The organism is Tessaracoccus massiliensis (assembly GCF_000826065.2).
Classification (GTDB): domain Bacteria; phylum Actinomycetota; class Actinomycetes; order Propionibacteriales; family Propionibacteriaceae; genus Arachnia; species Arachnia massiliensis_A.
This window is the reverse complement of record NZ_LN623542.1, coordinates 676983-702710: the sequence shown is the minus strand read 5'-3', so window position 1 is coordinate 702710 and position 25728 is coordinate 676983. Positions and strand designations below refer to the sequence as shown.

The following is a 25728-nucleotide window of genomic DNA, read 5'->3' as shown; positions in this document are numbered from 1 at the left end:
CGTCGAGTACGCGATCACCGACGTCATCAGATACGCGCGGCACCCACCGCGGCCCGTGGCGGCGGTGTCGCACTCGGTGCGCCGCGAAGTTGGTGGTGTAGGACAGCGGCACGCCCAACGACTCCATCAGCTGGATGAACCCCCCCTCGTACTCCTGCACCGGGCTGCCACCCCGTCGTGTCGCGGGTGTGCGTCACCCGCCATGCGGAGCAGTCCACCGTGTTGCCGGCTTCGACTGTGCGCGACGGCTGGGTCACCCCCGGCTGCGACGCCAGGTGCGCCACCCGTTGGCCGCCCTGCCCGCCGTAGTGGCCGATGCGGTACACGTCGACGGCGACCGTCCTGCCCGGCGAGTTGACCCGCAGTCGCAAGGGGTCGCCCGGGAGGAGGCTCTCGGCGCCGACGTACCCGCTGAGGTGGTCGTCGGGCGCCTGCGTGCCCAACGGCATGAGCAAGTCGTTCGGCCCGGCCTCGGCGCGCGCGGGCGCGCGCGCGGGCGTGGGCGCCGCAACCATGCCGGACAGGAGCACGGCGGCCAGGAGGATGGTGACGCAGCGACGCACGTTGATGCGTCACACCCTATGTAGAAGCCCGCCGCCGACAGGGTCGGGACGGGGCTCGCCGTCGCGCTCACATCTGGATTCGGTGTGGTCCACGACTCTGGATCAAGATCTGAGGCGCTAGCGCCAAGCATGACGACGGCCCCACATCTGGATGTGGGGCCGTCAGCGACACCGAATCTAGATGTGGGGCCGGAGGGGGTCAGTCCGAGAAGCGCACCAGGTTGTTGAAGACCTCGGCGCCGGCGGCCGTGGCGACATAGGTGCGGCAGGCCCCGCGACCCGTGGCTGCGGTGTCGCACTCGCTGCGCCACTTACGGCCGTCGTCGTCGGTCCACGCGCCGGTCCTGGCCAGGGGGTTGTCGCCCCAGATGGCGCGCTCGGACGGCTTGTAGGTGAGGTTGTTGAACACCCAGCCCTCGGTCTGCAGCTTGTAGCCGCCGATGTCAGCCACGTAGGAGGTCCACAGCTCGGTGCGGCAACGCTCGGTGGCGGAGTACGGCTCGCATTCGGTACGCCACGCGCGGCCGCCGACGGTGTGCTGGCCCTCGGTCACGTACAGCCCGACCGCGTCGATGGTGTCCTTGGCCGCGATGGCGGGGCGCTCGACGCTGCGCGAGGCCGCAACCTCGTGCGCGCGGGTCAGGGCCGACGCCGGCAGCAGGGTGTTCTTCAGGGCGGGGACCGCGTAGCAGGAGCGACGCGCATCGGCGACGACGGCGCCGTCGGAGTTGCGGGTCCAGTAGCCGCAGTACGAGCCGCCGGAGCCGTGAATCGTGTAGCCGCCGAGCCGCAGGCCGCTGATGGGCATCTCGGTGCCGTTCTTCAGCAGCGTGAAGTGCACGTGGCGGAACGTGCCGCGGCCGCAGGTTTCGCGGCCGGGCATGCCGGTCATGCCCAGCTTGGTGCCAGCCTTGACCTGCTGCCCGACGGACAGGCCCGACGGGATGGCGCGCAGGTGGAAGTACTTGGTCTGCCAGCCGCCCTGGTGGGTGACGATGACCTCGCAGTTGGCCTTGACGGCGGAGACGGTGCCGTCGGCGACGGCCACGACGTCGACCGACGCGTTGCCGGCCGCACCCAGGTCCACCGAGCTACGGACACCGGAGGAGAAGGTGTGGGTGCCGCCGCCCTGGACGGTCAGCCCCCAGCCCACGGGCAGCAGCATGGGGAAGTCCGGGAGGGTGGCCGCATCGGCCCGGGGAGTGGCGACGACGCTCAACACGCCCACCAGGAGAGCAGTGAGGGCTCCGATGAATGACTTACGCACGCAGATATACCTTCGAGATTCTTCAGGATTCAGATCAGTTTCATTGGCGCCCCACAAGGGACGACCCGAGAACTGTACGTCTTTCCTGAGAGATTCCCAAATCTTTCTCAGCTTTCTTCAGGTTCCTCCGCAGCGTGCGCCGCAGCATGGGCCGGCTCAGGCAACCGAGCCGGGCCGACGGTGAGCGCCGCGATCCCCGTCGTGATGGGCACGCTCAGCACCAGGCCGATGGCCGAGCCCAGCGTGCGGACGGCCTCGCCCGCGAACATCTCCACGCCCAACAGGTCCAGCGGCGCGCGGGTGGTGAAGTACAGCAGCAGGAGCACCGCGAGCGCGGCGCCCGCGTAGGCGAAGACGATGGTGTAGATGGTGGAGGCGATGTGGTCGCGGCCGATGCGCATGCCCGCCTTGAACACCTCCAGGCGGGACCACTGCGGCGCCGCAGCCCGTAGTTCCCACACCGACGAGGCCTGGGTGATCGTCACATCGTTGAGCACGCCCAACCCGCCGATGATGATGCCCACCATGAGGAGGTCCTGGAAGTTGATGGCCGGCGCCAACTGGGCCAGGTCGTACTCGTTCTCCTCCGCGAACCCGGACAGCCGCGCCGCCGCAACAGCCACCGCCCCCAGAGCCGTGGTCACGGCCAGCCCCAGCAGGGTGCCGGCCAACGCCGCCGACGTGCGGATCGAGACGCCGTGCGCCACGTAGAGCACGATGAACATGATCACGGTGGAGCCTGCGAGGGCCACCGCCATACCGGGTTTGCCGACGATGACCGCCGGCAGCATGAACCCCAACAGCACGTAGGCGGCGATCCCCAGCGCCACCAACGCCATGAACCCGCGCAGCCTCGCCACGGCCAACACCACGACGACGAACAGCGCCAGCATCACGCCGATCACCGGCAGCCGGTTCACCCCGCTGAACGAGTACTGGAAGCCGTCCTCGACGGGGATGCGGGCGAGCTCGATGGAATCCCCGCTCTTCAGCCCGGCGTGCACCTGCGGGCCGGTGAGTTCCACCTCCGTGGTGCTGCCCGCATCGGGCCCGGTGTCCACCGACACCTCGGCGGTCAGGCACGGCGGGCCCTCGACAGGCCCGACGTTGGTAGCCTCGCACCCCTCGGTGAGGCCGGTGATGGTGGCGTCCTGATATGTGAGGCCGGGCACTTCGTCGACCCGGTTGAGGGCGCCGTCGAGTTGCGCCCCGGTAGGCCACAGCCAGATCATGCCTGCCACGGCGAGCACGCCGACGACGGCGAGGAAGCCGATCAGCAGCGTCCGGGCGCGCTGTCCGATCTCCAGCGGTACGTGTTCGCCGTGCGAGTGACCCATGGGGCAAACCTACCTGCGCACACCCGTCGTCGGGCGCGCGAGACCGCGGGCGTATGGTGGATGGGTGGAGGAGAAGCAACGGGTCAGACGGCGGCCGGACGCGAAGTGCCCGCTGCGCCCCGGGGAGCCATGCACGCTGTGCCAGGTCAACGTCACCGGCCCGCAGGATTGCGGCCTCGTCTACCTCATCATGGATGACCCGGAGGCCCGCGAGGCCTGGGCGGAGAACCGCCGCACCCAGCGTCGCTGACCCACAGGTACGCTCATGGGCATGGAAATGGCTGCGCCCGCCTGTTACCGGCACCCCGATGAGCCCACCCGCATCCGCTGTCAGCGCTGCGGACGCCCCATCTGCCGCCAGTGCATGGTGCCCGGTCCGGTCGGCTTCCAGTGCCCCGAATGTGTGCAGCAGGGCATGCAGCAGACCCGCCAGTACGCACTTCCCTACGGTGGCACGCGCTCCTCGAACCCGAAGAGCACCTCGGTGGCACTGGTGGCCGTCAACGTGGCGGTCTGGCTCCTCCTCCTGCTGACCGGCGGCTACAGCGGCGTCCCCATGGCCTACGTGTCGCTCGCCCCCGTCGACGTGGCGTTCAACGGCGCCTGGTGGCAGCTGATCACCTCCGGCTTCGCACACGTGGAACTGTGGCACATCGGCTTCAACATGCTGGTGCTGTACCTGCTGGGCCCCAATGTGGAGCAGATCGTCGGTCGCTGGCGGTTCCTGGCCATCTACTTCGTCGCGCTGCTCGGCGGCGCGGCCGCTGTTATGCTGTTCTCCAACCCGCTCAGCGCCACGCTGGGGGCATCCGGTGCCATCTACGGGCTCCTCGGTGCCGTCCTGATGCTCGCCCTCAAGCACAAGGGTGACGTGCGGGGCATCCTCACGTGGATCGGCATCAACGTGGTGGTGTCATTCCTGTGGGCCAACGTCTCCTGGCAGGGCCACCTGGGCGGCCTGGTGGGCGGCGTGCTCGCCACCGCCGCGGTGATCTACCTCCCGAAGCAGTACCGCAGGTTCCAGTGGCCCCTGCTGGCCCTGCTCGCGGTGATCTTCGTCGGCCTGAGCGTGTTCCGGGTGCTGCAGCTCACCGCATGAGCGTGTGCGCCAGCGCCTCCTCGACGGTCGGCTCACCGAAGCGGAACCCCGTGCGCTCGAGCTTGGTGGAGCTCACCTTCTGATCGGTGTCGATCAGCTGGTCGTGTCCCTCTGAACCCACCAGCGCCTTCGGCCCGATCGGCGGCACCGGCAGCCACGCCTTGCGGCCCAGCACCTTGGCCAGCGCCTCGGCGAACTCCTGATGCGTGACCGGCCGGGGCCCCACCATGTTCACCGCCCCCTGCACCCCCTCGGTGCCCACGGCATGCGCGTAGACGCGGGCCACGTCGTCGACCCCGATCCAACTGGTGAAAGCGTGCTTGTTCGCCAGCCGGCCCCCCACCCCGGCGAGGAACAGCGGCACCTGCGGGGCGAGCGCGCCGCCAGCCTGACTCAGCACGATCCCGGTGCGCAGGAACGCCACCCTCGCGCCGGCATCGATGGCGGGCTGGGCGGCGCCCTCCCACTGGCGTACCACGTCGGAGAGGAAGCCGGTGCCCACCGGAGACTCCTCGGTGAGCAGCTCACCCGGGCGGCGGGGGCCGTAGATGCCGATGGCGGAGGCCTGGATCAGCGCAGTTTCAGGGTGGGCCGCGACGGCGGCTGCGAGGGTGCCGGTGGCGTCAAGGCGCGACTGCAGGATGGCCTGCTTCTTCTTCTCCGTGAACCTCCCCCCGATGGATTCGCCGGAGAGGTTGAGCACGGCGTCCACGCCGTCGAGGGCACCGCTGGGAAGGCTCCCGCTTGCGGGGTCCCACCGAAGGGATGCTCCTACCGCGTAGCCGTCGTCGGCTGAGCGCACCAGGCGCACCACCTCCTGCCCGGCGTTGGCAAGAAGCGCCGCGAGCTGGGTGCCGATCAGGCCCGACGCTCCAGCGATGAGGACCTTGCGCGTGCGGCCGGCGAGGGCCTGATGGATGGCGAGGTCGGCGCGCATCTGCCGGTCCCGGAAGCGGAACTGCCGCGCCAGCGCCTCCGTGACATCACCGAACACCCTGGGCTGTTCGTAGGTGAGGCGCGAGTGCAGCCGCGTGCCACCGCTGGGGAGATCGCTGAGGTGCATCTCATGCCGGTATCCCCGCAGCGGTCCCTTGACCTGCTCCATCACCTGCATGGTGTCGTCCATGCGGACCACGCGGAAGGTCTGCTCCGAGGCGAGGAAGGGCAGGAACGGCGCGGGCATGGCGCTGACGGTGAATTGGCTGCCCGCCCGAACGTCATCCGGGTTGCCCTCGGTCACGCGGATCAGCCCTGCGGGGCTGAACCGGAGGAAACCACCCGGGCCATTGACCATGGCCGCGACGGCACTGCGCGGGGCGGAGAACTCGGAGACGTGCTGGAAGACCTTCATCGCCCCATTCTCCCAGGGCACCCGGGTTTCACCGTGAGAAAACCACGCGATCGCCGCTATATGGCACGATCGCAGCGATTTCCCAAGGTCACCTTCCGCGACCCGGGACCGGCAGCCCCAACCAACCGCTCCTGCCGCCGCCGTGGCTGCCGCCGGCGCGCTCCACCTTCTCCAGCAGCGGGTAGCGGCCGCGCACGACCTTCTCGATCCGTTCGTGCAGTGTGGCACCGGCCGCGGGGCAGTCCTCGCAGGCGCCGCCGAAATCCAGCGTCAGCGACGTGGCGGTGGCCGAACTCACGGTGATGTGCCCGCCGTGGCTGGAGACGTAGTTCTCCAGCTCCCCCTCCAGCACCTCGCGCGCCAGGAGCCCCAGAAGTTCCTCCGAACCCGCGGTGATCTCCCAGCCGTCAAGGTCCACAGCGGCCGCCACCGCGTCACGGATCCGCGGGCCGTGCTCCGTCCAGGTGCGGTCCTCGGACAGCCAGGTCCACACGCCCCCGCGTTCCACCATCACCCTGGTGAGCACGCCGTACTCCATCAGCGGCCCGAGCGTGCCGGGCGCCGCGGTGACCTCGCCGACGGGCAGGTCGACATCGGTCACCCAGCGCACCGCGCGCGGCTCGCCGGGGATGGACTGGGGATGGATGGCTCGTTTCATGTCAGCACTCCGACGATCTGGTGGGCGAGGAAGGCCATCACCCAGGCGGTCACGCCCAGGTAGCCGAACGCGATGAGGGGCCAGCGCCAGGTGCCGGTCTCGCGGCGCATGACGGCCAGCGTGGACATGCACTGCATGGCGTAGACGAAGAACACCAGCAGCGCCGCGATGGTGGGCGGGGTGAACACCTTCTCACCGACGCGCGGCCCGTCCTGGTGCGTCATCTCCGCCAGCGCCGCCCCGGGGTTCTCCGGATCCGAAGCTGATGCGACCTGCCCCAGCGTGGCGACGAACACCTCCCGCGCGGCGAGCGACGAGATGACGCCCACGTTGACGCGCCAGTCGAAGCCCAGCGGCTCGAACACCGGCTGCACGGCCCGGCCCAGCCCCGCGGCCACCGAGTTGTCCAGGGTGTAGGCGGTCACGGCCACATCGTCTGTGGGGTCGACGCCGGCGGCGGCCAACTCATCGGCCGAGCGCATGGGCAGGCTCAGCAGGGCCCACAGGATCACGGTGGTGACCAGGATGATCGAGGTGACCTTCCGCAGGAACGCCTTGCACGCGTCCCACACGGAGATCAGCACGGTCTTCATCCGCGGCAGCCGGTACGACGGCATCTCCATGTAGAACGGCAGTGCCACGCCGGAGCGGCCCACAATCCGCTTCCAGAACCACGCCGAGGTCATCGCCGAGGCCGCCCCCAGCACATACAGCCCGAACATGATGGCGCCCTGAGCCCGGAACGGACCCCAACCCACCTCGGGTGGCACCAGCATCCCGATCAGCAGCACGTAGACGGGCAGCCGCGCCGAGCACGTCATCAGCGGCGCGGCCATCATGGTGGCCAGCCTGTCCTTGGCCGACGGCAGGGTGCGGGTAGCCATGATGCCGGGGATGGCGCAGGCCAGGGAACTGAGCAGCGCGACGAACGCGCGCCCCTCCAACCCCGCCGTCGACATCACGCGGTCCATCAGGTACGCGGCGCGCGACAGGTAGCCGGAGCCCTCCAGCAGCGAGATCAGCACGAACAGCAAGGCGATCTGCGGCAGGAACACCAGCACCCCGCCGACGCCAGCCAGCAGCGCGTCGGCGACGAAGGAGGCGAACCAGCCGACGGGGATCGACGAGCGGGCCCACTCCCCCAGCCACGCGAACGCCTCCTCAATCCAGCCCTGCATGGGTGCGGCGACCACGAAGATGGTCTGGAAGAACGCGAACATCGTGAGGAAGAAGATGAGGGTGCCCCAGACGGGGTGCAGCAGCACGCCGTCGAGCCTGCCGGTGCGCGAATCCGGATCCGGGGCGGCGAAGTGGGCCGCCTTCACCACGGACTGCGTCCAGCCGACGACCTCCTCGGGCTCGGTGGGCGGCGGCAGCATCGGGGCGGGCCACTCAGCGGGCGCGGCGAGGACTTCGTGCAGGGCCTCCACCCCGCGTCGCTCCCCCGCCACCACGGGCAGCACCTTAAGGCCCAGCGCGCGGGAGAGCGCCTCCGGATCCACCTTGCCGCCGCGCCGCAGCAACTCGTCGACGAACGTGAGCACGACGGTGGTGGGCAGCCCCGCTTGGGCCACCTGCGCGACGAAACCCAGCCCGCGGCGCAGGTTGGTGGCGTCGACGACGACGAGGAGGCCGGCGAGGGTGTCGGCTTCCTCCAGAACGGTGGCGACGATCTCCTCGTCGGGGCTGATCGGGTCGAGTGAGTAGGTGCCGGGGAGGTCCTCGATCACGACGGGGCCTGCTGCGGTCTCGGTCAGGCCCTCGTAGCGGGCGACGGTGACGCCGGGGTAGTTGCCCGTCTTGGCGCGCAGGCCGGTGAGGCCGTTGAACAGGGTGGTCTTGCCCGCGTTGGGGCTGCCGATCAGCGCGATTCGGGGCGTGCCCGCCGGCACGGCGGCCGGGGCGGAGCCGTGGTGCGCGTGGCTCACGAGGCGACCAGGATGCGGCGGGCCTGCGCCTTGCGCAGCACGATCTCGACGCCACCCACGCGGAACATCAGCGGGTCGCCGAGCGGGGCGTGGCGCAGCCTGACGACGACCTCGCCCGGGGTGAAGCCCAGGTCGAACAGGCGGCGCGCCACCACGTCGTCGTGATCGAACCCGACGAGGGTGGTGGGCTCGCCGATGGGGAGGGTGTCGAGCGTGCGGGTCGACTGCTCGGTCAGCGCCCGGGCTGTGGTGCATCGCCGGCCGGCGAACAGTTCCACGAGAGTCATGGGTTTAGGTTAGCCATGCCTTACCTAATTGCGACAGAGGGGGTCACTTAACGATGGGCAGGGGCAAGTTGTGCACCAACTCCGCTGCACAACTTGCACCTGCCTGCTGGGCGGGCCGGGCATGATGGACCCATGGCCAACTCTCTCGCTGAAGCCGAGCGCATCGTGATCCTGTCCGGCGCGGGCATGTCGACCGCCGCGGGCATCCCGGACTTCCGCGGCCCCGAAGGGCTGTGGACGAAGGACCCGTACGCCGAGCTCGTCTCCACCCTCTCCTGGTACCTCAACGACGCCGACGTCCGCAAGGCCGCCTGGCGCCGCCGCGCGAACCCCGAGGTGTGGGCCGCGAAACCCACCAGAGCGCATGAGGCCATCGTCGAGTTGGAGAAGCAGGGGCGGCTGCGGGCGATCATCACGCAGAACACCGACGGCCTGCACCAGGTGGCTGGCTCCAGCGACGCCCTGGTGCACGAGGTGCACGGCAGCATGCGGCAGTGGCGCTGCGAGATGTGCGGCACCACAGGGCCGATGGAGGAGATGATCGAACGGGTCAACGCCGGCGACGAGGACCCGCGCTGCCCGAAGTGTGGCGGCATCACGCGCGCGACGGTGATCCTGTTCGAGGAGGTGCTGGAGCCCGATGTGCTGGAGGCGGCCATCACCGCCGTCGAGGAGTGCGACGCCATCGTCGCCGTCGGCACGTCGCTGGGTGTGTACCCGGTGGCGGGGCTGTTCCCGACGGCCATCGGCCATGGGGCGTTCGGGGTGATCGTCAACGGCACGGAGACGGCGATGGATCATCTGGCGCATCAGGTGGTCCACGGCCAACTCGACAACGAACTCCCCCCGCTGCTGAGCGCTTCGGCCTGACTCACTGGAGCCCCGAGTGTCGCGTGAGGAACAAACCCGCCACCCCGAGTCCCGAGTGTTTCGTGAGGAACGAACGAAACGTATCGAGGGACGTGCCCTCACCAAAGAATTGGTGCTGCGCGCCGTGGAGCAGGTGCCGCCGGGCTCGGTGGTGTCTTATGGCGATATCGCGGAGCTGGTCGGCACCAGCGCCCGTCGGGTGGGCTCGATCATGGCCTCGCACGGCGGTGAGGTTTCCTGGTGGCGGGTGACGAACCGCAACGGTGAGTTGCCTGCCCGGCTGCTGCCGTTGGCCCGGAAGCAGTGGGACCGGGAGGGGATCGGCCACGACGAGCGGCGGTGCTCCATCGCCACGCATCGGGCTGACCTGGTGCAGGTGTCTGGTGACTATGAGGCTGCCGTCAGCAATCTCGTGGAGGACTGAGTCCCGAGTGCAGCCTTGATTCCCGGGCTCTTCTCCCCTCGCAAAGGGGCGGCTGCGATATGGACGCTCAGCGGCCCTTCGTCGTCGCTGGCTCGCAAGCTCGCTGGCGACGCTCAGGGGCCAGGGTCACAGTTCGTCGCGCTGGTTGGCGAACTCCACGTCGACAACACCGTCGACCTCGGACAGCAACGCCATGATGTCGCGTAGCGGCGGGCCTTGGCGGAACCGCAACTCGGCCTTGACCAGGCGACGATCCCCGTCCTTGCTGGAACGCGTCGACACCAGGGTGGTCTCACATCCCATCGCGGTGGCCTCGGCGAGCACTTCACGCAGCACGCCGCGGCCGTCCTCGTAGGTCAGCTCCACCGTCGATCGTTCACCGGCCTGGGGCAACAGCCGGCCCAGCGGGGCCACCACCAGCACGGCGACGAAATGCAGGGCCGTGGCGAACACCGCCAGGGGGATGAGGCCCGCTCCGCAGGCCATGCCGATGGCCGCGGCCAACCAGATCGACGCGGCGGTGGTCAGCCCGCGCACCACGTCCCGGTTGACGAAGATGACGCCGGCGCCGAGGAAGCCGATGCCGGACACGATCTGCGCCGCGATCCGCGACGGGTCACGGGTCACCTGGTATTCGGCCAGGTAGATGAAGCCCTCCACGGAGATCAGCGTGAACACTGAGCTGCCGAGCCCGACGAGCGCGTGCGTGCGGATCCCGGCGGCCTTGTGGAAGAACTGGCGCTCCCAGCCGATCAGGATGCACAGCACGAACGCGATGGTGACCAGCCCCAGCTGGTGCGGCACCTGCGCCCAGTCGAACAGCCCGATCTCCAGCAGCATCGCCTCACCCCTCACTGAGTGTCATCATCAATTCGCATGCCATCGAGTTGGACCAACTGAACCATGGACGGGTGAATTGTTTCGGGTTATCGACATGAAAGCCCTCATGCGTCCAGCCCGTCCCGCCGTCGGTGGCCAGGATCGTGGCCAGACATTGCCGGGCTTCGGCCGCGTCGCCGGTCAGGCCCTGCACGGCCAACGCGATGTGCCACACATAGTCCGGCGGGGTGTGGGGGCTGCCGATCCCCCGCGCCGCCGCACCCTCGTAGAAGTAGGGGTTGGCAGGGCTCAACACCCAGGCGCGGGTGGCCCGATAGATGGGATCATCCGCGGCGACATCCGAGGTCAGCGGCAGCGACAACAGCGACGGCATGTTCGCGTCATCCATGAACAACTGGCCACCCAACCCGTCGACCTCATAGGCGTAACGGCCCTCCACGACCCCGAACTTCGCCACCCCGTCGGAGATCTCGACGGCGAGCTGAGCGGCGTCGGCACCCAGGGCGTCGTCTCCCCAGTGGACGGCGAACTCGCCGACCTGGCGCAGGGCGCGCACCGCCATCAGCTGGGCGGGAATGTTGTAGCCGTAGACGCAGGCGTCGTCTGAGGGCCGGAACCCGCTCCACGTCATCCCGGTGTATCCGACGGGGATGCCGCGGCCGTCTGGGCCGAGGGTGTCGCCCGGTTCGGAATCGCGCACGTGGCGGTACGTGGAGCGTTCGAAGTGGTGTTGTTCGGTGCGCCACAGGTCGACGATGGTGCGGCACCCGGCGTGCACCGCGTCGTCGAGGTGGTCGGCCGAACCGGTGGCCTGCCACAGCCGGTGGGCCAGATCGATGGGGAAGCCCAGGGAGTCGATCTCGTACTTGCGTTCCCACACGCCCGGGTCCAGTTCGAGGTCCTCTGGGTCGAAGTGGGCGCCGGTGGGGCCGTCGTTGAAGGCGTTGGCGTACGGATCCAGCGCGATGCAGGCCCACTGCCGTTCGATGATGCCGCGCAGCACGTCGGCCACCTCCGGCACATCCACGAGCCGCAGGAAGGGCAGCACCTGGGCCGATGAGTCCCGCAGCCACATGGCGGGGATGTCGCCGGTGATCACGAACACGCCCCGCGTGCCGGGGGTCATGGTGGTGGTCCAGGTGTCGATCATCATGGCGACGAACCGTTCGGCGGCCTCTTCGCCCATCTGCTGGGAGATGCGTTCGGCCCAGCGTTCGAGTTCGACGAGCAGGTCGCGCCCGGCAGGTTGCTTGATGGTACGCACGGTGGTCCTATCCGGTCTCGGTGCGCGGGGGCCGGCACCAGTTGAGTTGCATGGCGGTCAGCCGGTCCAGGTGGTGGCCCAGCCCGTCGAGGGTGCCGGCGTCACCGACGTGTCCGCTCCACAACTGTTGGGCCAGGGCTGCGCCGCGGGGCCACAGTTGGTATTCGGCGCGGTCCCAGTTGCGCACGTATTCGGTCCACAGCTGGAACTGGCCGCCCAGGAGGTGGTGTCCGCGGCCCTCGGGCACCGTCATGTGGTCGGTGAGCCGGGCCACGTCGGCCAGGGGTGTCGTCCCGCCGATGCTGAGGGGTTCGCCGGGGTGGTCGTACTGGGTGTAGTCGAGGTAGGTCTGGCCCACGGGTGCGGCGATCACGTCCAGCCCCTGCTGCGCGGCCTCCTCGATGCGGGACTGCCCCTCGCGGGTGCGCCACACCATGATGGTGACCCCGTCAGGTGCGCCGGCGTCGAGCACCTCGTCCCACACGACGACGCGACGCCCGGCCGCGACCAGATAGGCACAGATCTCGCGCTCGAACCAGGCCTGCGCCTCGGCGCCGGTGGTCAGCCCGTGACGTTCCATGGTCTCCAGGGAGGCCGGGTCCTGGAACCATTCGGCCGACGGGCATTCGTCGCCGCCGATGTGGATGGGCGAGCCGGGGAACAGCTCCATCGCGGCGTCGAGGACGTCCTTGCAGAACTGGATGACGTCGTCGTTGAGGCTGAGCACGTGTTCGGACACCCCGAACGCGGTCCGGGGGTGCCGGACGTGATCGCAGGCGCCCAGGTGCGGGTAGGCGGCGATGGCGGCCTCCATGTGGCCAGGCATGTCGATCTCCGGCATCACAGTGATCCCCAACTCGGCGGCGTAGGCGACAAGGTGGCGCAGCTCATCTTCGGTGTAGGCCCCGCCGTGGGGGACGCCGTCGTGCTCGGCGACGTCGTCGCAGTCGTTCTCATCGGGCGGCGGCCGGTGGCCGACGAGCGTGCCCGGCCGCCACGCTCCCTCCTCTGTCAGCTTCGGGTACTTCGCCACGGGCAGGCGCCAACCCTGGTCGTCGGTGAGGTGGAGGTGCAGCACGTTGAGTTTGTGGGCGGCCATCACGTCGAGGTGCTTGAGCAGCCCATCGAGGGGGAGGAAGTGGCGCGCCACGTCGATGTGTGAGCCGCGCCACCCGTGCGCCGGGGCGTCGGTGATGTCGACGGCGGGCACCACCAGGCTGGACGGCTCCATCGGGCCGGGGCCGTGGATGTGGACGGGCAGCAGTTGCAGCAGGGTCTGGACGGCCCAGCCTGCACCGGCGTCGTCCGCGGACCAGATGGTGACACCTTCGGGCGTGACCGTCAGCCGGTAGGCCTCGGGCGCGAGGGTGTCGTCGGTGTGGAAGTCGACGCCTGGCCCTTCGTCGGTGGTGGTGTCGATGCCGACGGCGGTCTTCAGCTGGCGGGCCAGCACCCGCGCGGCGCGGCCGGCGCTGCGCACGGGGAGCGGGTTGGGGAAGGTGAAGTCGCCGCCGCGCCAGAGGATGCCGGTGGGGCTGGGCAGCAGTTTCATGCGATGGCCTCGGGGTTCCAGTCGACGATGCGGGGGTCGGTGAGATGGGGGACGTTGAGGTTGCCGAGGTGCGCGGCTTCGGGGCCGATCGTCACCACGAAGGCACCGGAGGCGACGGCTGATTCGGCACCCATCGGCGAGTCTTCGAAGATCACGCACTGGGTGATGTCGGCATTGCACCGCTGCGCAGCCGTCGTGTACAGATCCGGGGCCGGTTTGGGCCGGGCGACATCCTCGGTGCCGAGCGCCGCGGTGAACAGGTGCCCCCAGCCAAGGGTGGCGACCACCTGCTCGACGATGCTGGTCGGCGAGTTGGACGCGATGGTGATCGGCAGTTTCGCGCTCAGCCGTTCGATGAGCTCGACGGCGCCGTCGGTGGGATGGACCCCGTCGTTGGTGAGGTTGGCGGCCAGGGTGGCGGTGAGATCGCGTTCGACGGCTGCGGAGTCCGCGTCCGGGAAATCCGCCACGAAAGCTGCGGCGACGTCACCGACGGTGCCGCCCAGGATCTCCTTACCCGTGGCGTCGGCACCGGCGTCCTCCCAGAGTTGTCGGGTGGCGGCGAACCAGGAATCCTCGGAGGCGACGAGGGTGTTGTCCATGTCGAACAGCACGGCCGCGACGCGGCGGGGAAGCTGCGAGTTGTCTTCAGTCATGGTGCTCCGAATGTTGTGAAAACCTCAGCATACCCATCCTTTGTGAGCATATTTGCGCAACCTGATCATAGTTGCTCGCCGCGGCACGCGAGGCGCTAAATTGGGCCCATGTCCGCACCTGACCACCACGATGTTCTCGCGGTCGGTTTAACGTACCGCGATCTCATCTTCACCGGCGTCGACGCCCTGCCGCAGCCCGGAGAGGAGCGCCACGCCCGGGATCTCCACGAGATGTGGGGCGGGATCGCCACCATGGCCCGGGTGTGCGCCGCGCTGGGGTTGCGCACCGGGCTGGCCACCGCCGTCGGGGACGACGACGCCAGCGCTCACCTCCTCGACGACATGGCGGCAGCGGGAATCGACACCTCGCTGACCCGCCGCCACGACGGCTGGCGGCTGCCCGTCACCGTGGCGATGTCGCTGCCCCATGACCGGGCCATGCTCACGGTGGAGGACCCGCTCCCCGTCGATGTGGCCGCCCACCTCGACGACGCAGGCGTGGCGGCGGGCATGATCATCGCCGACCTGCGCGACCCTGCGGCGCCATGGTTGCACCAGGCCCGGGCCCAGGGGGCGACCGTGTACGCCTCGCGCGGTTTCGACGCCACCGGGCAGTGGGGTGACGACGCCCTGGCCGGCCTGGCCGGGACCGACGTGTGGATGCTCAACGACCTGGAGGCCCGCGCCTTCACCGGCTTCGACGACACCCTCGCCGCCGCCCGCCACCTCGCCCACCGGGTGCCCCTGGTGGTGGTGACGCGCGGGGCTGACGGGATGGTCGCCGTCAACGCGGGCACCGGGGAGGAGGCCACCGTCGCCGCCTTCCCCGTAACGCCCAAATCCACCACCGGGGCCGGGGATTCCACGCTGGCCGCGTTCGCCTACTCAGGCACCCGGGCCACGGTGCTGGAAGAGCGCCTCACCCTGGCCGCGTTCATCGCCAGCGCCGTCCTCGACGCACCGACGGGTGCCGCGGCGCCGCCCAGCCACCGTGATCTGGTCGCCCGTGCCCGGGCGAGTGCTGATCCGCGGGCCCCGAGGGTCGCCGAACTGCTGGGCCCCTAGCGGGCCCTTCGTCGTGCCTGGCTCCTTCGTCGCAGAGGCACGCTCAGGGACCAGCGTTTCCTGAGCGTGTCACCACTCGAAGGCGAGATCCCGGGTGGGGCCATCCGGGGTGATGTCGCGCAGCCGGCCGACGCCTTCGGCGTCCCACCGGCCCTGCTGCGCGCCGATGGCGTCGAGCAGCAGCCACATCACCTGCTCAGACCGCAGCACGTCGGGGCGGTTCAGCGGCTCGGGCAGCTTCCCGCCGATGCGGTGCGTGATGAGGAAGCTGCGGCGCACCTCCACCTCGTCCTCGCCGTGGCCACCTTCGGGCTTGTGGCCGTGATCGGTGGTCACCGCCACGAGCCACTCTTCGCCCAGCTGCTCGTGGCGCTCGGCGACCGCCTTCACCAGGTGCCGGGTCAGCTCATCGGCGTGCCGGATCGCCGCGCGGTACTCGTCCGAATCTGCGCCGTGATCATGCCCCGCCGCGTCGACACCCTCGAAGTACACGACGGAGGCGTCGGGCCCCTCGTGCAGCAACTTCCACGTCGCCCAGTGCGCGACGGCGGCATCTGCGGCCGCGATCCCGCCGCGCAAATCCGGGTGGAACACCTGGTGCTGGCCGGTGCGCTGCTGATCGACGCGCTGCTGGATCATCGGCCCGGGCGCCTTCACGAACGCCTCCCACGTCGCCGCCACCATGGTGCGCGCCGCGGGGTTGGCGAAGAACACGCGCGACAGGATGTCTGGGCGGCGCGCCATGTCGTGGCCCACGAACTCGTTCCACCACACGTTGCATTCCTCGTGCGTGGAGCCGGTGAGGATCGAGGACCAGCCAGGCCCGGAATCAGTGGGCGGGGTCATCCACATCGGGATGAGGCGACCCTCGGAGCGGTCATCGCCTCGGGCCAGCCGGGCGAGGGTGGGGGCCAGGGTCTCGGTGGCCTCGACGGTGTTGTCGGCCCCGCCGCTGCTGAACCGCGCGTCGGCGGGGTGATCGGGGGCCGTGAACCCCGGATTGGCGGCCATTAGTTCGGGGAAGGCGAGGTCGGCGCGCACCCCGTCGATGCAGATGAGAAGCAGCTTCATGAGGTGGTCCTGATTCGTAGCGTGAGGATCTGGAAGGGGCGCAGCCGCAGTTCGACGTCGCTGGCGCCGGCGGCGGGCAGGTTCTGAGTGGGTTCGTCGACGGCGTGTTCCAAGAGGTTGACCTCCGTGACGGCCGCGACGGGTTCGGGCACGGTGAGCCGCACGCGGCTGCGCGCCCCGGCCGCCTCGTGGAGCCGCACGATGAGATCCCCCGAGCCGTCGAAGGCCGCTTTGATCGCGTCGAGCACCGCCAGCGAGGTGCCGTCCAGCGGCGTCAGCGACACTGGCGCGGCGACGTCGGCCACCCCGTCGATGATCTGCAGCGGCTGGTTGAGCCGGACGCCGGCGGCATGTGCTTCGGCGATCCCGGTGCCGACGGTGAGGCTGTAGCGCAGCGTGTGCTCGCCCAGGTCGGCCGTCGGGTCTGGCGAGTTGGGTGCGCGCAGCAGGCTGAGCCGGGCGTCGACGCCGCAAATGGGGGTGGCCTCGGAGCCGCCGGCGGGGGTGACGTCGTGGCCGTAGCCGGAGTCAGTGGCGAGCGTGACGCCATAGCCCGGTTCGCGCAGCAGCAGCCACCGCTGGTGGACCGTCTCGAAGCGCGCCGCGTCCCACGGGGTGTTGACGGCGATGGGTCGCTCGATGTGGCCGAACTGGGTTTCCGCGACGCAGTGGGTGGCCCGCACGTCGACGGGGAAGGAGACCTTCAGCAGCTTCTCGCGTTCCCGCCAGTCGACGGTGGTGTCGAAGTCCACCGCCCGGGAGCCGGCGTCGAGGGTGATGCGTTGGGTCGCCGTCGAGTCGCCGAAGCGGCGGGTGACTTCGACGGTTGCCCGCAGCGGGTCGTCGAGGATGATGTCGACGGCGTCGGCGTCGGTGAGTTCGGTCACCGAGTGCGTGTACTGGGCTTCGAGCTCCCAAGCGTCGAAACAGCTGGGGTGGTCCGGGTGGAGCCGCAGGACGTTGCCGCGGCGGCCGGGAAGGAGGACGTCGCGGTCTGCCTCGAGATCCGTGATCTGCCCGACGGTGCCGTCGGCCTCGATCTGGACCCGGAGGAGGCCGTTGGCGAGGATGAGGTGCTCCCCGTCGCGGGTGGTCTGGACGCGGCCCTTCGTCGTGCCTGGCTCCTCCGTCGCAGAGGCACGCTCAGGGACCACGGAGGAGAGCGGCGGGACCGAGACCACCTGCAGCGAGCCGTCGATCTCGACGACCTCGGTGCGCGCCACATCCGACGGGTTGACCACGCTCACCCCGCCGTCGGTGCTGAGCACCGACCAGGCCTCGGCGAACAGGTCGTCCAGCTCAGCCAGGATCGTGGCGTACTCGGCGACCGCCTCGCGGTTGACCCACGAGGTGGAGCTGCCGGGCAGGATGTCGTGGAACTGCAGCACCAGCACACGGCGCCACAGCTCTTCCAACTGAGCGTGCGGATAGTCGGCCCCGGCCTGAGCGGCCAGCGTCCAGAGCCATTCGACGGCCTGCAGCGCGGCCTCGCTGCGTCGGTTGCCCTGTTTGAGCTCGATGAGTGAGGTGAAGATGCCGCGGTGGAACTCCAGATAGAGCTCGCCGGTCCACACCGGCGGGTCGTATTCGGCGCGGGCGGCGCGTTCGAACTCGGCGGGCGTGCCGTGGGTGACCACCGGTGCCCCTTCGAGATCAGCGAACCGGGCGACCCGCTCCACCATTTCGCGCACCGGCCCGCCACCGCCGTCACCGTACCCGTAGGGCAGCAGCGAGTGCCGGGCGCGGCCCTTCTCCTTGAAGTTGCGCTCCGCCCCCAGCACCTCCTCGGCGCTGACGATCGAGTCGTAGGAGTCACACGGCGGGAAGTGGGTCCAGATGCGGGTGCCGTCCAGGCCCTCCCACCAGAAGGTGTGGTGCGGGAGGCTGTTGGTGCGGTTCCAGGAAAGCTTCTGGGTCAAGAACCAGTCCATGCCTGCCAGCCGGGCAAGCTGCGGCAACTGCCCGTTGTAGCCGAACGAATCAGGTAGCCACAGGCAGTTCGTGGTCACCCCGAACTCGGCTTCCATGAACCGGATCCCGGAGGTGAACTGGCGCGCCAGGGCTTCGCCGCTGGGCATCATCGCGTCGGGTTCGATCCACATGCCGCCGACGAACTGCCACTGGCCGCGCTCGATCGCGGCGCGCACCCGCTGGTAGATCTCCGGGGAGTCTTCCTTCATCCACAGGTGGTGCTGGGGGGCGGAGTTCGCGAACCGGAACTCGGGATATTCGTCGGCGAGCGCGACGACGTTGCTGAAGGTGCGCACGATCTTGCGGCGTGTCTCGCGGATGGGCCACAGCCAGGCGGTGTCGATGTGTGCGTGCCCGACGGCGGTCATCTGCTGGGCGGAGCCCGCGGCGCCACTGGCGATGAGGGGGGCCAGCACCCCCCGGGCGCGGGCCGCGCCGGCGTCGATACCGTCGGTGTCGAGCACATCGGCCGCGTCCTCCAAGCCCCGCAGGAGCGTGGCCCGCCAGGTGGCGTCCTTCGGCAGCTGCCGCATGAGCCCGTCGAGGACGTCGAGATCCATGTGGAGGCCCCACACGTCGTCGTCACGGACTACGAGGTCGGCCCCGCCGAACCGCCACAGCGGCCGCTCGGAGCGGGTCTCGGTGTCACCGTCGTGGGTGACGTGGCCCAGGTGCCGGGTCATGTCCGGGTTCGCGGCGGCCTCCACGAACAGGTCGACCGCGCCATCGTCTCCGACCAGCGCCCGCTCCCCCGCGAGCCCGCCGAACGTTAACGCGACGGTGCGGTTCATGGGGTTGACGGCCTTCAGGGGCCAGCCGTCGGCGGTGTAGACCATGCCTTCGGACTGGTTGCCGGCCCAGTCTCCGACGAAGCCGAGGTCGATGCGCAACTCGATGCGTTCCGCAAGGCGTTCGGCCGGAATCTGGGCGCGCAGCTTCAACCACCACGTCGACCAGGCCGGGCCCCACAACGTGTCGAGGGGGAAGGGGCCGTAGTCGGCGGCCGCGGCGTCGGCGAAGGGCACCGGCTCCCCCGGCACCTGCCAGGCGGCGACCTCGACGGGGACGACGACGGCGTAGATCCGTTCGGCGACCCGCTCGCGGAGCTTTTCGATCCGTTCTTCCACGAGCTCGCGGTCGTCGTGCATCAGGGGGTCTCCTTGAGGTAGGCGAGGTCATCGGGGAAGTTGGTGACCAGGTCGTCGAGGAGTTGTTCGGCGACGTGGAAGGAATCCACCAGGGGGTGGTGGCTGATGGCCAGCAGTGCGTCCTGGCGGGAACGGTTGAGGGCCGCGTCGATGGTGCGGCGCTCCACGTATTTGGCGTTGACGACCATGCCGCGGCCGTGATCCGGCAGCGCGGCGCCGGGCAGCGGGGTGACGCCGGAGCCGTCGACGTGGCAGGGGATCTCCACCACCGCGGTGTCGTCGAGGTCCGGGAGGACGCCGTTGTTGGCGACGTTGAGGATGAGTTCGGCGGGGATGTCGTTGGCGATGGCGTGCATGATCGCCAGCGCCACCTTGTCGTAGCCGCCCGTTTCCAGATCGGCGTCGTCGCGTTCGAAGCTGCCGGCTGCCTCGCGGTTGGTGGCCATGTAGGTGACTTCGCGTTCGCGGCGGGTCTGTTCCCACCGTTCGTAGGCGGTGAGTGTGTCGCCGGCTGGTTTCTCGTAGAACGCCTTCTGCTGTTCGGCGAGGAACCGGCCGCGGGTGAACTCCGAGACCTTGTCCACGGCGAGGTCTTCGCGGGAGTAGTAGTAGTAGTGGAGGTATTCGTTGGGCACCGCCTGGAGGGCCTGGATGAGGTCGGCGCCGAAGAGGCGGCCCTCTTCGAAGGTCTCGATGAGATCGGGGCGCTCCAGCAGGCGCGGCAGGACGTCCTCGCCGTCGACGAACAGCCCGGTGAGCCAGCCGAGGTGGTTGAGGCCGGCGTACTGCAGGCGGATGCGGTCGCTGCCGGCGGTGATGGGGGGCACGTCTTCGGCGACGAGGCCAGCGCCGCGCAGGACGTCGACAATGCGGCGCGCCAGGCCCACGGGGGAGTCGCAGATGCCGACGACACGGTCGCCCAGGTGGCGTTGCATGACCTCCGTGATGACTCCGGCAGGGTTGGTGAAGTTGATGACGTAGGCCTCCGGCGCGTGAGTCTTGATGGCCTCGACGATGGTGAGCACGGCGGGGATGCCACGCAACGCATACGAGATGCCGCCGGCGCCGACGGTCTCCTGGCCGATCACGTCGTGGGACAGCGCGATCTGTTCGTCGAGCGCCCGCCCCTTGGTGCCGCCGACGCGGATGGCGGAGAAGACGAAGTCGGTGCCGGCCAGGGCCTCGGTGAGGTCGGTGGTGCTGATGATAGTGGGCGGGTTGTCAGCCGCGGCGGCGAGCTCGTCGAGGACGGCGGTGATGGCACCCAACCGTTGGCGGTCGGTGTCGTAGAGCCGCAGTTCGGTCACCCGTTCGGGGGCCTCGTCGGCGAGAAGGGCCTTGTAGACGAGCGGGACGCGGAATCCGCCGCCGCCCAGAATGGTGAGCTTCATACTGTCGTGATCTCCGTGTGGTGGGTGGCGGCCCGCTCCACGATGGAGGGGGCGAGGGTCTCGGCGTCGGTGATGAGGCCGTCGATGTCGTCGATGTCGAAGGGTGAGGTGCTGCCCTTGCCGGGGAACTTGCTGGTATCGGCCAGCAGGTAGGTGGTGGTCGCGGCGGACAAGATGGCGCGTTTGACCATGCTCTGCGATTGGGAGTTGTCGCGCACACGGCCGTTGTCGGCCACCCCGGAACAGCCGAGGAACGCGAAATCGGCGTGCTGGCGGCCCAGCGCGTCGACGGTCTGCACCCCGCCGAAGCACTGGTACTGCTCCGACCACTGGCCGCCCAGCATGATGAGGTGGGCCTTCTTCGTGGCGCGGAGGTGTTCGAAGGTGGGCAGTGAGGCGGTCAGCACGGTGACGCCGCGTGCTTCGAGGGCCAGTGCCACGTAGTACCCGGTGGTGCCCACGTCCAGGATGACGGTGGCGCCGTCGGGGATGAGTTCGGCGGCGGCTTCGCCGATGCGTTGTTTGACGTTGCCCCGCTTGGCCAGTGCCACCTGGAAGGGGTCATCGTCCTCGGCGAGGAGGCGTACCCCTCCCCAGGTGCGTTCCACCAGGCCCCGCTCCTCCATCTCCGTGATGTCGCGGCGGACGGTGGCGGGGCTGATTCCCAACTTTTCGGACACCTCGGTGACTGCAACCGGGCCACGGGCGTGGAGGAGTTGCAGGAGGGCTTCGTGTCGGGCGGTCTTCAGCACAGGACCACGCTACCCGAAATCCCGCTAAATTGCTCGTACTTAATCAAGTCAATCATTTTTCTTCACATCTGGCTCTTTTGTTGTTACGCTGAGCCCAGAACGACGCTCAGTGAGAGCACATCGCGCGTGTGTGTGCAAGCGCGACGAATCTTGCTCGATCTGAACGCTCGTGGCTGGGTCCCCAGCGACACACCACACCGAACTAGGAGAGTTCGACCATGACCCTTTCACGACGATCCCTCATCCACGGTGGCGCTGCAGGGCTCGGGTTCCTCGCTCTCGGCGGCCTCGTGGGCTGCTCGACGGCGGCGCCGGGCACAGGCGGTGACCCCCAGGCCGGCGGCACCGCGGCCGGCGACACTAAGAACCTCGTCCTCTGGACCTGGCCCGAAGGCTTCGGCAAGAAGGCCCTGGACGCCGTCGCCAGCGAGTTCCCCCAGTACAAGGTGCGCCAGGATGTCATCGGCGGCGACTTCAAGCAGAAGCTCACCACCACCTTCACGGCCGGCACCGGTCTGCCGGACATCACCGGCGTCAAGGGCGAAGACATCGCCTTCTTCAAGACCCAGGCCCAGTACTTCGTGGACCTCAACACCCTCGGCGCCGAGGACCTCAAGGCCACTTACCTGGACTGGAAGTGGGAACAGGCCACCACCACCGACGGCAAGCAGTTGGGCATCCCGATCGACATCGGCCCCACCGCCTTGTTCTACCGCTTCGACGTGTTCGAGGAGGCCGGCCTGCCGTCGGATCCCCAAGAGCTCGCCGCCGCCATCCGCACCTGGGACGAGTACTTCGAGCTGGGCAAGCAGCTGCTCGCCGCCAAGCCCGACACCTACCTCATCCGCAACACCGGCGGCCTGTTCGACACCATCTGGAAGCAGTCCGGCAAGGGCTTCATCGACGAGTCCGGCACCTTCATCGGTGACCAGGATCACATCCGCACCGCGTGGGACATCGCCGTCAAGGGCCTCCAGGCCGGCATCGTCGCCACGCTGGATTCCCAGACCGCAGACTCGGCTGCCGCCGTCAACGAGGGCCGCCTGCCCGCGGACTTCGGCGCGTCCTGGCACCTCGCCGACCTCATGGTCGACGCCCCCGAAACCGCCGGCAAGTGGCATGTCTGTGAGCACCCCGGCGACGCCACCAACAACGGCGGCTCCTTCCTCACCATTCCCGAGGGGGCCGCAGATCCGGCCGTCTCGTTCGAGGTCATCAAGTTCCTGCTCAACCCGCAGAACCAGGCCTACGAGTTCGAGGACAAGGGCAACTTCCCCGCCACGCCCGACGCGTTCCACATGCCCGAGGTGGCCGGCCCCGTCGAGTTCCTCGGTGGCCAGGTGGCCGCAGACGTCTTCGGCCACGCCGCCGAGACGGTGCGCCCCCTGTACGAGGACCCGAACGAGAACACCATCAACGCCCCGTTCTACGCGGAGATCGACCTCGTCGAATCCTCCAACAAGGATCCCAACAAGGCGTGGGACGATGCCGTCGCCGCCGCGAAGCGCCTCGCGCAGCAGGTTGGTCTGACGGTGAAATGAGCACCACGGCGGCTCGGCGGGGAGATGCCCAGATCTCCCCGCCGGTCGACAACTACCGCACGTTGTCGACCTGGCAGCGGATGGAAAAATCGCTGCCCCAGTATGGTGCGGTCTCGCCGTATTTCTTCTTCTTCTTCCTGTTCGGGGCCATGCCCATGGTCTTCACCATGGCGTTGGCGTTCACGAACTGGACAGGCCTCGGCGAGATCAAGTTCATCGGGATCGAGAACTTCCGATACCTGATTACTGATCCCCTCTTCTACAAGTCGCTCGGCAACACCATCATCTTGTGGATCATGGCGACGGTGCCGACACTCACCCTGGCCACCATCGTCGCCTTGATGTTGAACTCGACGCTGAGGTTCTCCACCACCTACCGGGTGATCTACCTCATCCCCAACGTCACCTCCATGGTGGCGATGGGCATCTTGTTCAGCTCCCTGTTCTCCAGCCAGTTCGGCCTGGCCAACGCCATCGTCAACCTGTTCGGGTTCGAGAACATCTCGTGGCTGCAGAACGAATGGGGCATCAAGATCGCGATCTCGGCGTTGACCACCTGGTCGTTCGTCGGCTACAACGCGCTGCTGATCCTCGCCGGCCTGCAGGCCATCGACAAGACCCAGTACGAATCGGCGGCCATCGACGGCGCCAACGGGTGGCAGACGTTCTTCCGCATCACGTTGCCGCAGCTTCGTTCGATCGTGTTGTTCATCACGTTGATGTCGACGATCGGCTCGCTGCAGAGCTTCACCGAGGCGCAGGTGCTGACCTCGTCGCAGTCCTCCGGGGCGGCGTCGGCCGGTGGTGTCGGCAACTCCGGCCTCACCATGGTCCTCTACTTCTACTCGGTCGCCTTCCAGGAGAACCGCTACGGCTACGGCGCCTCCATCGCCTGGGGAGTGTTCGTCGTGGTGATGTTCTTCTCGGCGATCAACTGGCTGGTGACGAAGGAACGCAAGGAAAGGGGTGTGCGATGAGTTCGATGAATGCTCGCGCCGTCGCCCCGGCCCTCGCCGGGGCGGCGATCGAAACCAGCAGCCGGCCCACGAGGCGGCACCGCCGTCGGTTCCGGCCCGCCGATCTGCTGCGCCACGTTGCGCTAATCATCGGCGGCCTGATCTCGCTGTTCCCGTTCTACTGGATGTTCGTGCTGTCCACCCACGACTCATCGGTGATCTACAAGTATCCGCCGGTGATGACCCCGGGCGAGAAACTGACCCAGAACTACGGCTCCATCATGGAGCGCATCAACATCTGGGGCGCCATGTCCAACACCCTCGTCGTGGCGTTGAGCGTCACGGTGCTGGTGCTGCTCATCGCGTCGTTGGCGGCGTTCGCGTTCGCGAAGTTCGACTTCCCGGGCAAGAACATCCTGTTCGCCATCGTGATGGCCACGTTCCTGCTGCCCTCGCAGTTGGCGACCATCCCGCAGTTCCTGTTCATGAGCAAGCTCGGCTGGGTGGGCGACCTCAAGGCCCTGGTGTTCCCGTCGTTGGCCAGCGCCTTCGGCGTGTTCTGGCTGCGCCAATACACCACCAACGCGCTCCCCAAGGAGTTGTTGGAGGCCGCCACCATCGACAACTGTGGCTTCCTGCGCCAGTACTGGCACGTGTGCCTGCCCACCATCCGCCCGGCGCTGGCTTTCCTCGGGATGTTCACGTTCATCGGCTCGTGGAACGACTTCATGTGGCCGTTGATCGTGCTCAACGACCCGTCGAAGCTGACGCTGCAGGTGGCGCTGAGCCAGCTCAAGACCGCCCACGGCACGGACTACGGCATGTTGATGGCCTCATCGCTGATCGCCGTCGTTCCGCTGCTGCTGATCTTCGCCCTCGGCGCGAAGCAGTTCATGGCCGGCATCACCGAAGGTGCCGTCAAGGGCTGAGCCCCACCACAAGACACGGCGGTGCGGCCACTCTGGGCGGTGGCCGCGCCGTCGGCCCTACTCAGCCATCACCACTGCGCCCAGATCGGTGCTCAGCTCATCGCAGCAGTGGACGGCGCGCACCTGGCCGTCGGCGACGTCGACCTTCGTCACGGGGTGGTAGGTGAGGATCTCGGCGCCGTACTGGCGCGCCGAGTTCGCCGCGCCCCAGACGAGCTGCCAGCCGTCGACGGAGGCATCTTCGACTTCGATGGCGCGGAAGATCCCTGGGTTGAGGCGGGGCTCGCGGCGCAACACCTCCGATACGGCGATCTCCCGGGCGGGCACCCCGGCCTTCGCGGCGCCTTCCAGGAAGAGATCCCCGAAATCCGGGTCGTCGCCCGGCACGGCGACGAAGTAGCCGCCCGTACGTTCGACGGCTGGGGCCTGGATGCGCGAGACGATGACGTTCTCCTCGGCGCACTCGGTGGCCGACACCGGGTCGCTGACCACATAGCGGCCGCCGGAGTGGAGCAGCCCGTGGAACCGGCCGTGGTGCCTTGCGCCAGGTCCGAACGGTCCACGAGCACGGCACGGTAGCCACGCATTGCCGCGTCCCGCACCACGCCGGCGCCCGTCGAGCCACCACCGATCACCACGACGTCAGCAGACAGCCTGCGCATGAGCAACCTCCTCGGGATCCCTTCTATCACCCTAAGTGGGACCGGATTTCGCCGCCCCCGGTTTGGCGAACCGTGCACGAACCTGCACGGCTGGGGCACTGACGGTGGGTAAGCGTGCACGCCAGAGCCGCATCGGGGTGACATGA

The 25728-nt window shown here is 68.7% G+C and carries 23 protein-coding genes and 1 pseudogene; 8 read left to right on the top strand and 16 right to left on the bottom strand.

Annotated elements, in window-relative coordinates; all coding sequences use genetic code 11:
- Nucleotides 1–26: 26 nt before the first annotated feature.
- The 3 genes from BN1186_RS10350 to BN1186_RS10340 form a co-directional block, all read right to left on the bottom strand.
- Nucleotides 27–563 carry a N,N-dimethylformamidase beta subunit family domain-containing protein gene (locus BN1186_RS10350; protein WP_040283870.1) on the bottom strand — a complete coding sequence of 179 codons (537 nt, stop codon included), beginning with the start codon at nucleotides 561–563 and terminating at the stop codon, nucleotides 27–29.
- Nucleotides 564–762: 199 nt separating this feature from the next.
- Nucleotides 763–1830: a M23 family metallopeptidase gene (locus BN1186_RS10345; protein ID WP_040283869.1), complete on the bottom strand. Its 1068-nt coding sequence runs from the start codon at nucleotides 1828–1830 to the stop codon at nucleotides 763–765.
- Between the two features lie 107 nt (nucleotides 1831–1937).
- The gene (locus BN1186_RS10340; protein ID WP_052460033.1) at nucleotides 1938–3167 is read right to left on the bottom strand and encodes a YibE/F family protein; all 1230 of its coding nucleotides are present in this window, start codon (nucleotides 3165–3167) and stop codon (nucleotides 1938–1940) included.
- A gap of 64 nt (nucleotides 3168–3231) precedes the next feature.
- Here BN1186_RS10340 and BN1186_RS10335 point away from each other — a divergent pair, with 64 nt between their 5' ends.
- Nucleotides 3232–3417: a DUF6767 domain-containing protein gene (locus BN1186_RS10335; protein WP_040283868.1), complete on the top strand. Its 186-nt coding sequence runs from the start codon at nucleotides 3232–3234 to the stop codon at nucleotides 3415–3417.
- A 21-nt stretch (nucleotides 3418–3438) separates the two neighbouring features.
- Nucleotides 3439–4266: a rhomboid family intramembrane serine protease gene (locus tag BN1186_RS10330; protein WP_218975451.1), complete on the top strand. Its 828-nt coding sequence runs from the start codon at nucleotides 3439–3441 to the stop codon at nucleotides 4264–4266.
- Here BN1186_RS10330 and BN1186_RS10325 read toward each other — a convergent pair.
- From BN1186_RS10325 to BN1186_RS10310, 4 genes are all read right to left on the bottom strand, one after another.
- Entirely contained in the window at nucleotides 4256–5617 is a 1362-nt protein-coding gene (locus tag BN1186_RS10325) for a TIGR01777 family oxidoreductase (RefSeq protein WP_040283866.1), read from the bottom strand. The two genes, BN1186_RS10330 and BN1186_RS10325, sit on opposite strands and share 11 nt — an antisense overlap.
- An 88-nt stretch (nucleotides 5618–5705) precedes the next feature.
- Nucleotides 5706–6275 carry a NifU family protein gene (locus tag BN1186_RS10320; protein ID WP_040283865.1) on the bottom strand — a complete coding sequence of 190 codons (570 nt, stop codon included), beginning with the start codon at nucleotides 6273–6275 and terminating at the stop codon, nucleotides 5706–5708.
- Nucleotides 6272–8137: a ferrous iron transporter B gene (feoB, locus tag BN1186_RS10315; protein ID WP_218975466.1), complete on the bottom strand. Its 1866-nt coding sequence runs from the start codon at nucleotides 8135–8137 to the stop codon at nucleotides 6272–6274. The genes BN1186_RS10320 and feoB overlap by 4 nt, the downstream gene beginning before the upstream one ends.
- 62 nt (nucleotides 8138–8199) lie before the next feature.
- The gene (locus tag BN1186_RS10310) at nucleotides 8200–8490 is read right to left on the bottom strand and encodes a FeoA family protein (RefSeq protein WP_052460030.1); all 291 of its coding nucleotides are present in this window, start codon (nucleotides 8488–8490) and stop codon (nucleotides 8200–8202) included.
- Between the two features lie 132 nt (nucleotides 8491–8622).
- On the opposite strand from BN1186_RS10310, the gene BN1186_RS10305 reads away from it, so the two are divergent.
- Nucleotides 8623–9360 (top strand): SIR2 family NAD-dependent protein deacylase, encoded by a 738-nt coding sequence (locus BN1186_RS10305; RefSeq protein ID WP_040283864.1) that lies wholly within the window; start codon nucleotides 8623–8625, stop codon nucleotides 9358–9360.
- A 112-nt stretch (nucleotides 9361–9472) separates the two neighbouring features.
- A complete protein-coding gene (locus BN1186_RS10300; protein WP_246043289.1) occupies nucleotides 9473–9784 on the top strand; it encodes an MGMT family protein in 312 nt (103 codons plus the stop codon).
- Between the two features lie 126 nt (nucleotides 9785–9910).
- On the opposite strand, the gene BN1186_RS10295 is transcribed toward BN1186_RS10300, so the two are convergent.
- The 4 genes from BN1186_RS10295 to BN1186_RS10280 form a co-directional block, all read right to left on the bottom strand.
- Nucleotides 9911–10624 carry an MgtC/SapB family protein gene (locus tag BN1186_RS10295; RefSeq protein ID WP_052460029.1) on the bottom strand — a complete coding sequence of 238 codons (714 nt, stop codon included), beginning with the start codon at nucleotides 10622–10624 and terminating at the stop codon, nucleotides 9911–9913.
- Nucleotides 10625–10628: 4 nt separating this feature from the next.
- Nucleotides 10629–11810 carry a glycoside hydrolase family 125 protein gene (locus BN1186_RS10290; RefSeq protein WP_082031309.1) on the bottom strand — a complete coding sequence of 394 codons (1182 nt, stop codon included), beginning with the start codon at nucleotides 11808–11810 and terminating at the stop codon, nucleotides 10629–10631.
- An 85-nt stretch (nucleotides 11811–11895) separates the two neighbouring features.
- Nucleotides 11896–13440 carry a beta-N-acetylhexosaminidase gene (locus BN1186_RS10285; protein WP_040283862.1) on the bottom strand — a complete coding sequence of 515 codons (1545 nt, stop codon included), beginning with the start codon at nucleotides 13438–13440 and terminating at the stop codon, nucleotides 11896–11898.
- Nucleotides 13437–14096, bottom strand: coding sequence for an HAD family hydrolase (locus BN1186_RS10280; RefSeq protein ID WP_040283861.1), 660 nt, complete (start codon nucleotides 14094–14096; stop codon nucleotides 13437–13439). The genes BN1186_RS10285 and BN1186_RS10280 overlap by 4 nt, the downstream gene beginning before the upstream one ends.
- 108 nt (nucleotides 14097–14204) lie before the next feature.
- Between BN1186_RS10280 and BN1186_RS10275 the strand changes: the two genes are divergently transcribed.
- On the top strand, nucleotides 14205–15161 hold the full coding sequence (locus BN1186_RS10275) for a carbohydrate kinase family protein (RefSeq protein ID WP_052460028.1): 957 nt from the start codon (nucleotides 14205–14207) through the stop codon (nucleotides 15159–15161).
- 69 nt (nucleotides 15162–15230) lie between these two features.
- Here BN1186_RS10275 and BN1186_RS10270 read toward each other — a convergent pair whose 3' ends face one another.
- From BN1186_RS10270 to BN1186_RS10255, 4 genes are read right to left on the bottom strand one after another with little or no spacing between them, the layout of a single operon-like run.
- Nucleotides 15231–16232: an alkaline phosphatase family protein gene (locus BN1186_RS10270; protein ID WP_040283860.1), complete on the bottom strand. Its 1002-nt coding sequence runs from the start codon at nucleotides 16230–16232 to the stop codon at nucleotides 15231–15233.
- Complete coding sequence (locus tag BN1186_RS10265) at nucleotides 16229–19351, bottom strand: alpha-mannosidase (RefSeq protein ID WP_040283859.1); 3123 nt, start codon at nucleotides 19349–19351, stop codon at nucleotides 16229–16231. The genes BN1186_RS10270 and BN1186_RS10265 overlap by 4 nt, the downstream gene beginning before the upstream one ends.
- Nucleotides 19351–20742: a 6-phospho-beta-glucosidase gene (locus BN1186_RS10260; RefSeq protein ID WP_040283858.1), complete on the bottom strand. Its 1392-nt coding sequence runs from the start codon at nucleotides 20740–20742 to the stop codon at nucleotides 19351–19353. Before BN1186_RS10260 ends, BN1186_RS10265 begins: the two co-directional genes overlap by 1 nt.
- Nucleotides 20739–21494 carry a DeoR/GlpR family DNA-binding transcription regulator gene (locus BN1186_RS10255; RefSeq protein ID WP_040283857.1) on the bottom strand — a complete coding sequence of 252 codons (756 nt, stop codon included), beginning with the start codon at nucleotides 21492–21494 and terminating at the stop codon, nucleotides 20739–20741. Before BN1186_RS10255 ends, BN1186_RS10260 begins: the two co-directional genes overlap by 4 nt.
- A gap of 218 nt (nucleotides 21495–21712) precedes the next feature.
- Between BN1186_RS10255 and BN1186_RS10250 the strand changes: the two genes are divergently transcribed.
- The 3 genes from BN1186_RS10250 (at nucleotide 21713) to BN1186_RS10240 (ending at nucleotide 24920) form a co-directional block, all read left to right on the top strand.
- Nucleotides 21713–23035: an ABC transporter substrate-binding protein gene (locus BN1186_RS10250; protein ID WP_040283856.1), complete on the top strand. Its 1323-nt coding sequence runs from the start codon at nucleotides 21713–21715 to the stop codon at nucleotides 23033–23035.
- An 80-nt stretch (nucleotides 23036–23115) separates the two neighbouring features.
- Complete coding sequence (locus tag BN1186_RS10245; protein WP_040284053.1) at nucleotides 23116–24012, top strand: carbohydrate ABC transporter permease; 897 nt, start codon at nucleotides 23116–23118, stop codon at nucleotides 24010–24012.
- Nucleotides 24009–24920, top strand: a complete 912-nt coding sequence (locus BN1186_RS10240; RefSeq protein ID WP_246043288.1) for a carbohydrate ABC transporter permease — start codon at nucleotides 24009–24011, stop codon at nucleotides 24918–24920. The genes BN1186_RS10245 and BN1186_RS10240 overlap by 4 nt, the downstream gene beginning before the upstream one ends.
- A 57-nt stretch (nucleotides 24921–24977) precedes the next feature.
- Here the strand turns inward: BN1186_RS10240 and BN1186_RS10235 are convergent.
- Nucleotides 24978–25507: pseudogene (locus tag BN1186_RS10235) on the bottom strand (FAD-dependent oxidoreductase).
- Nucleotides 25508–25728: the final 221 nt, after the last annotated feature.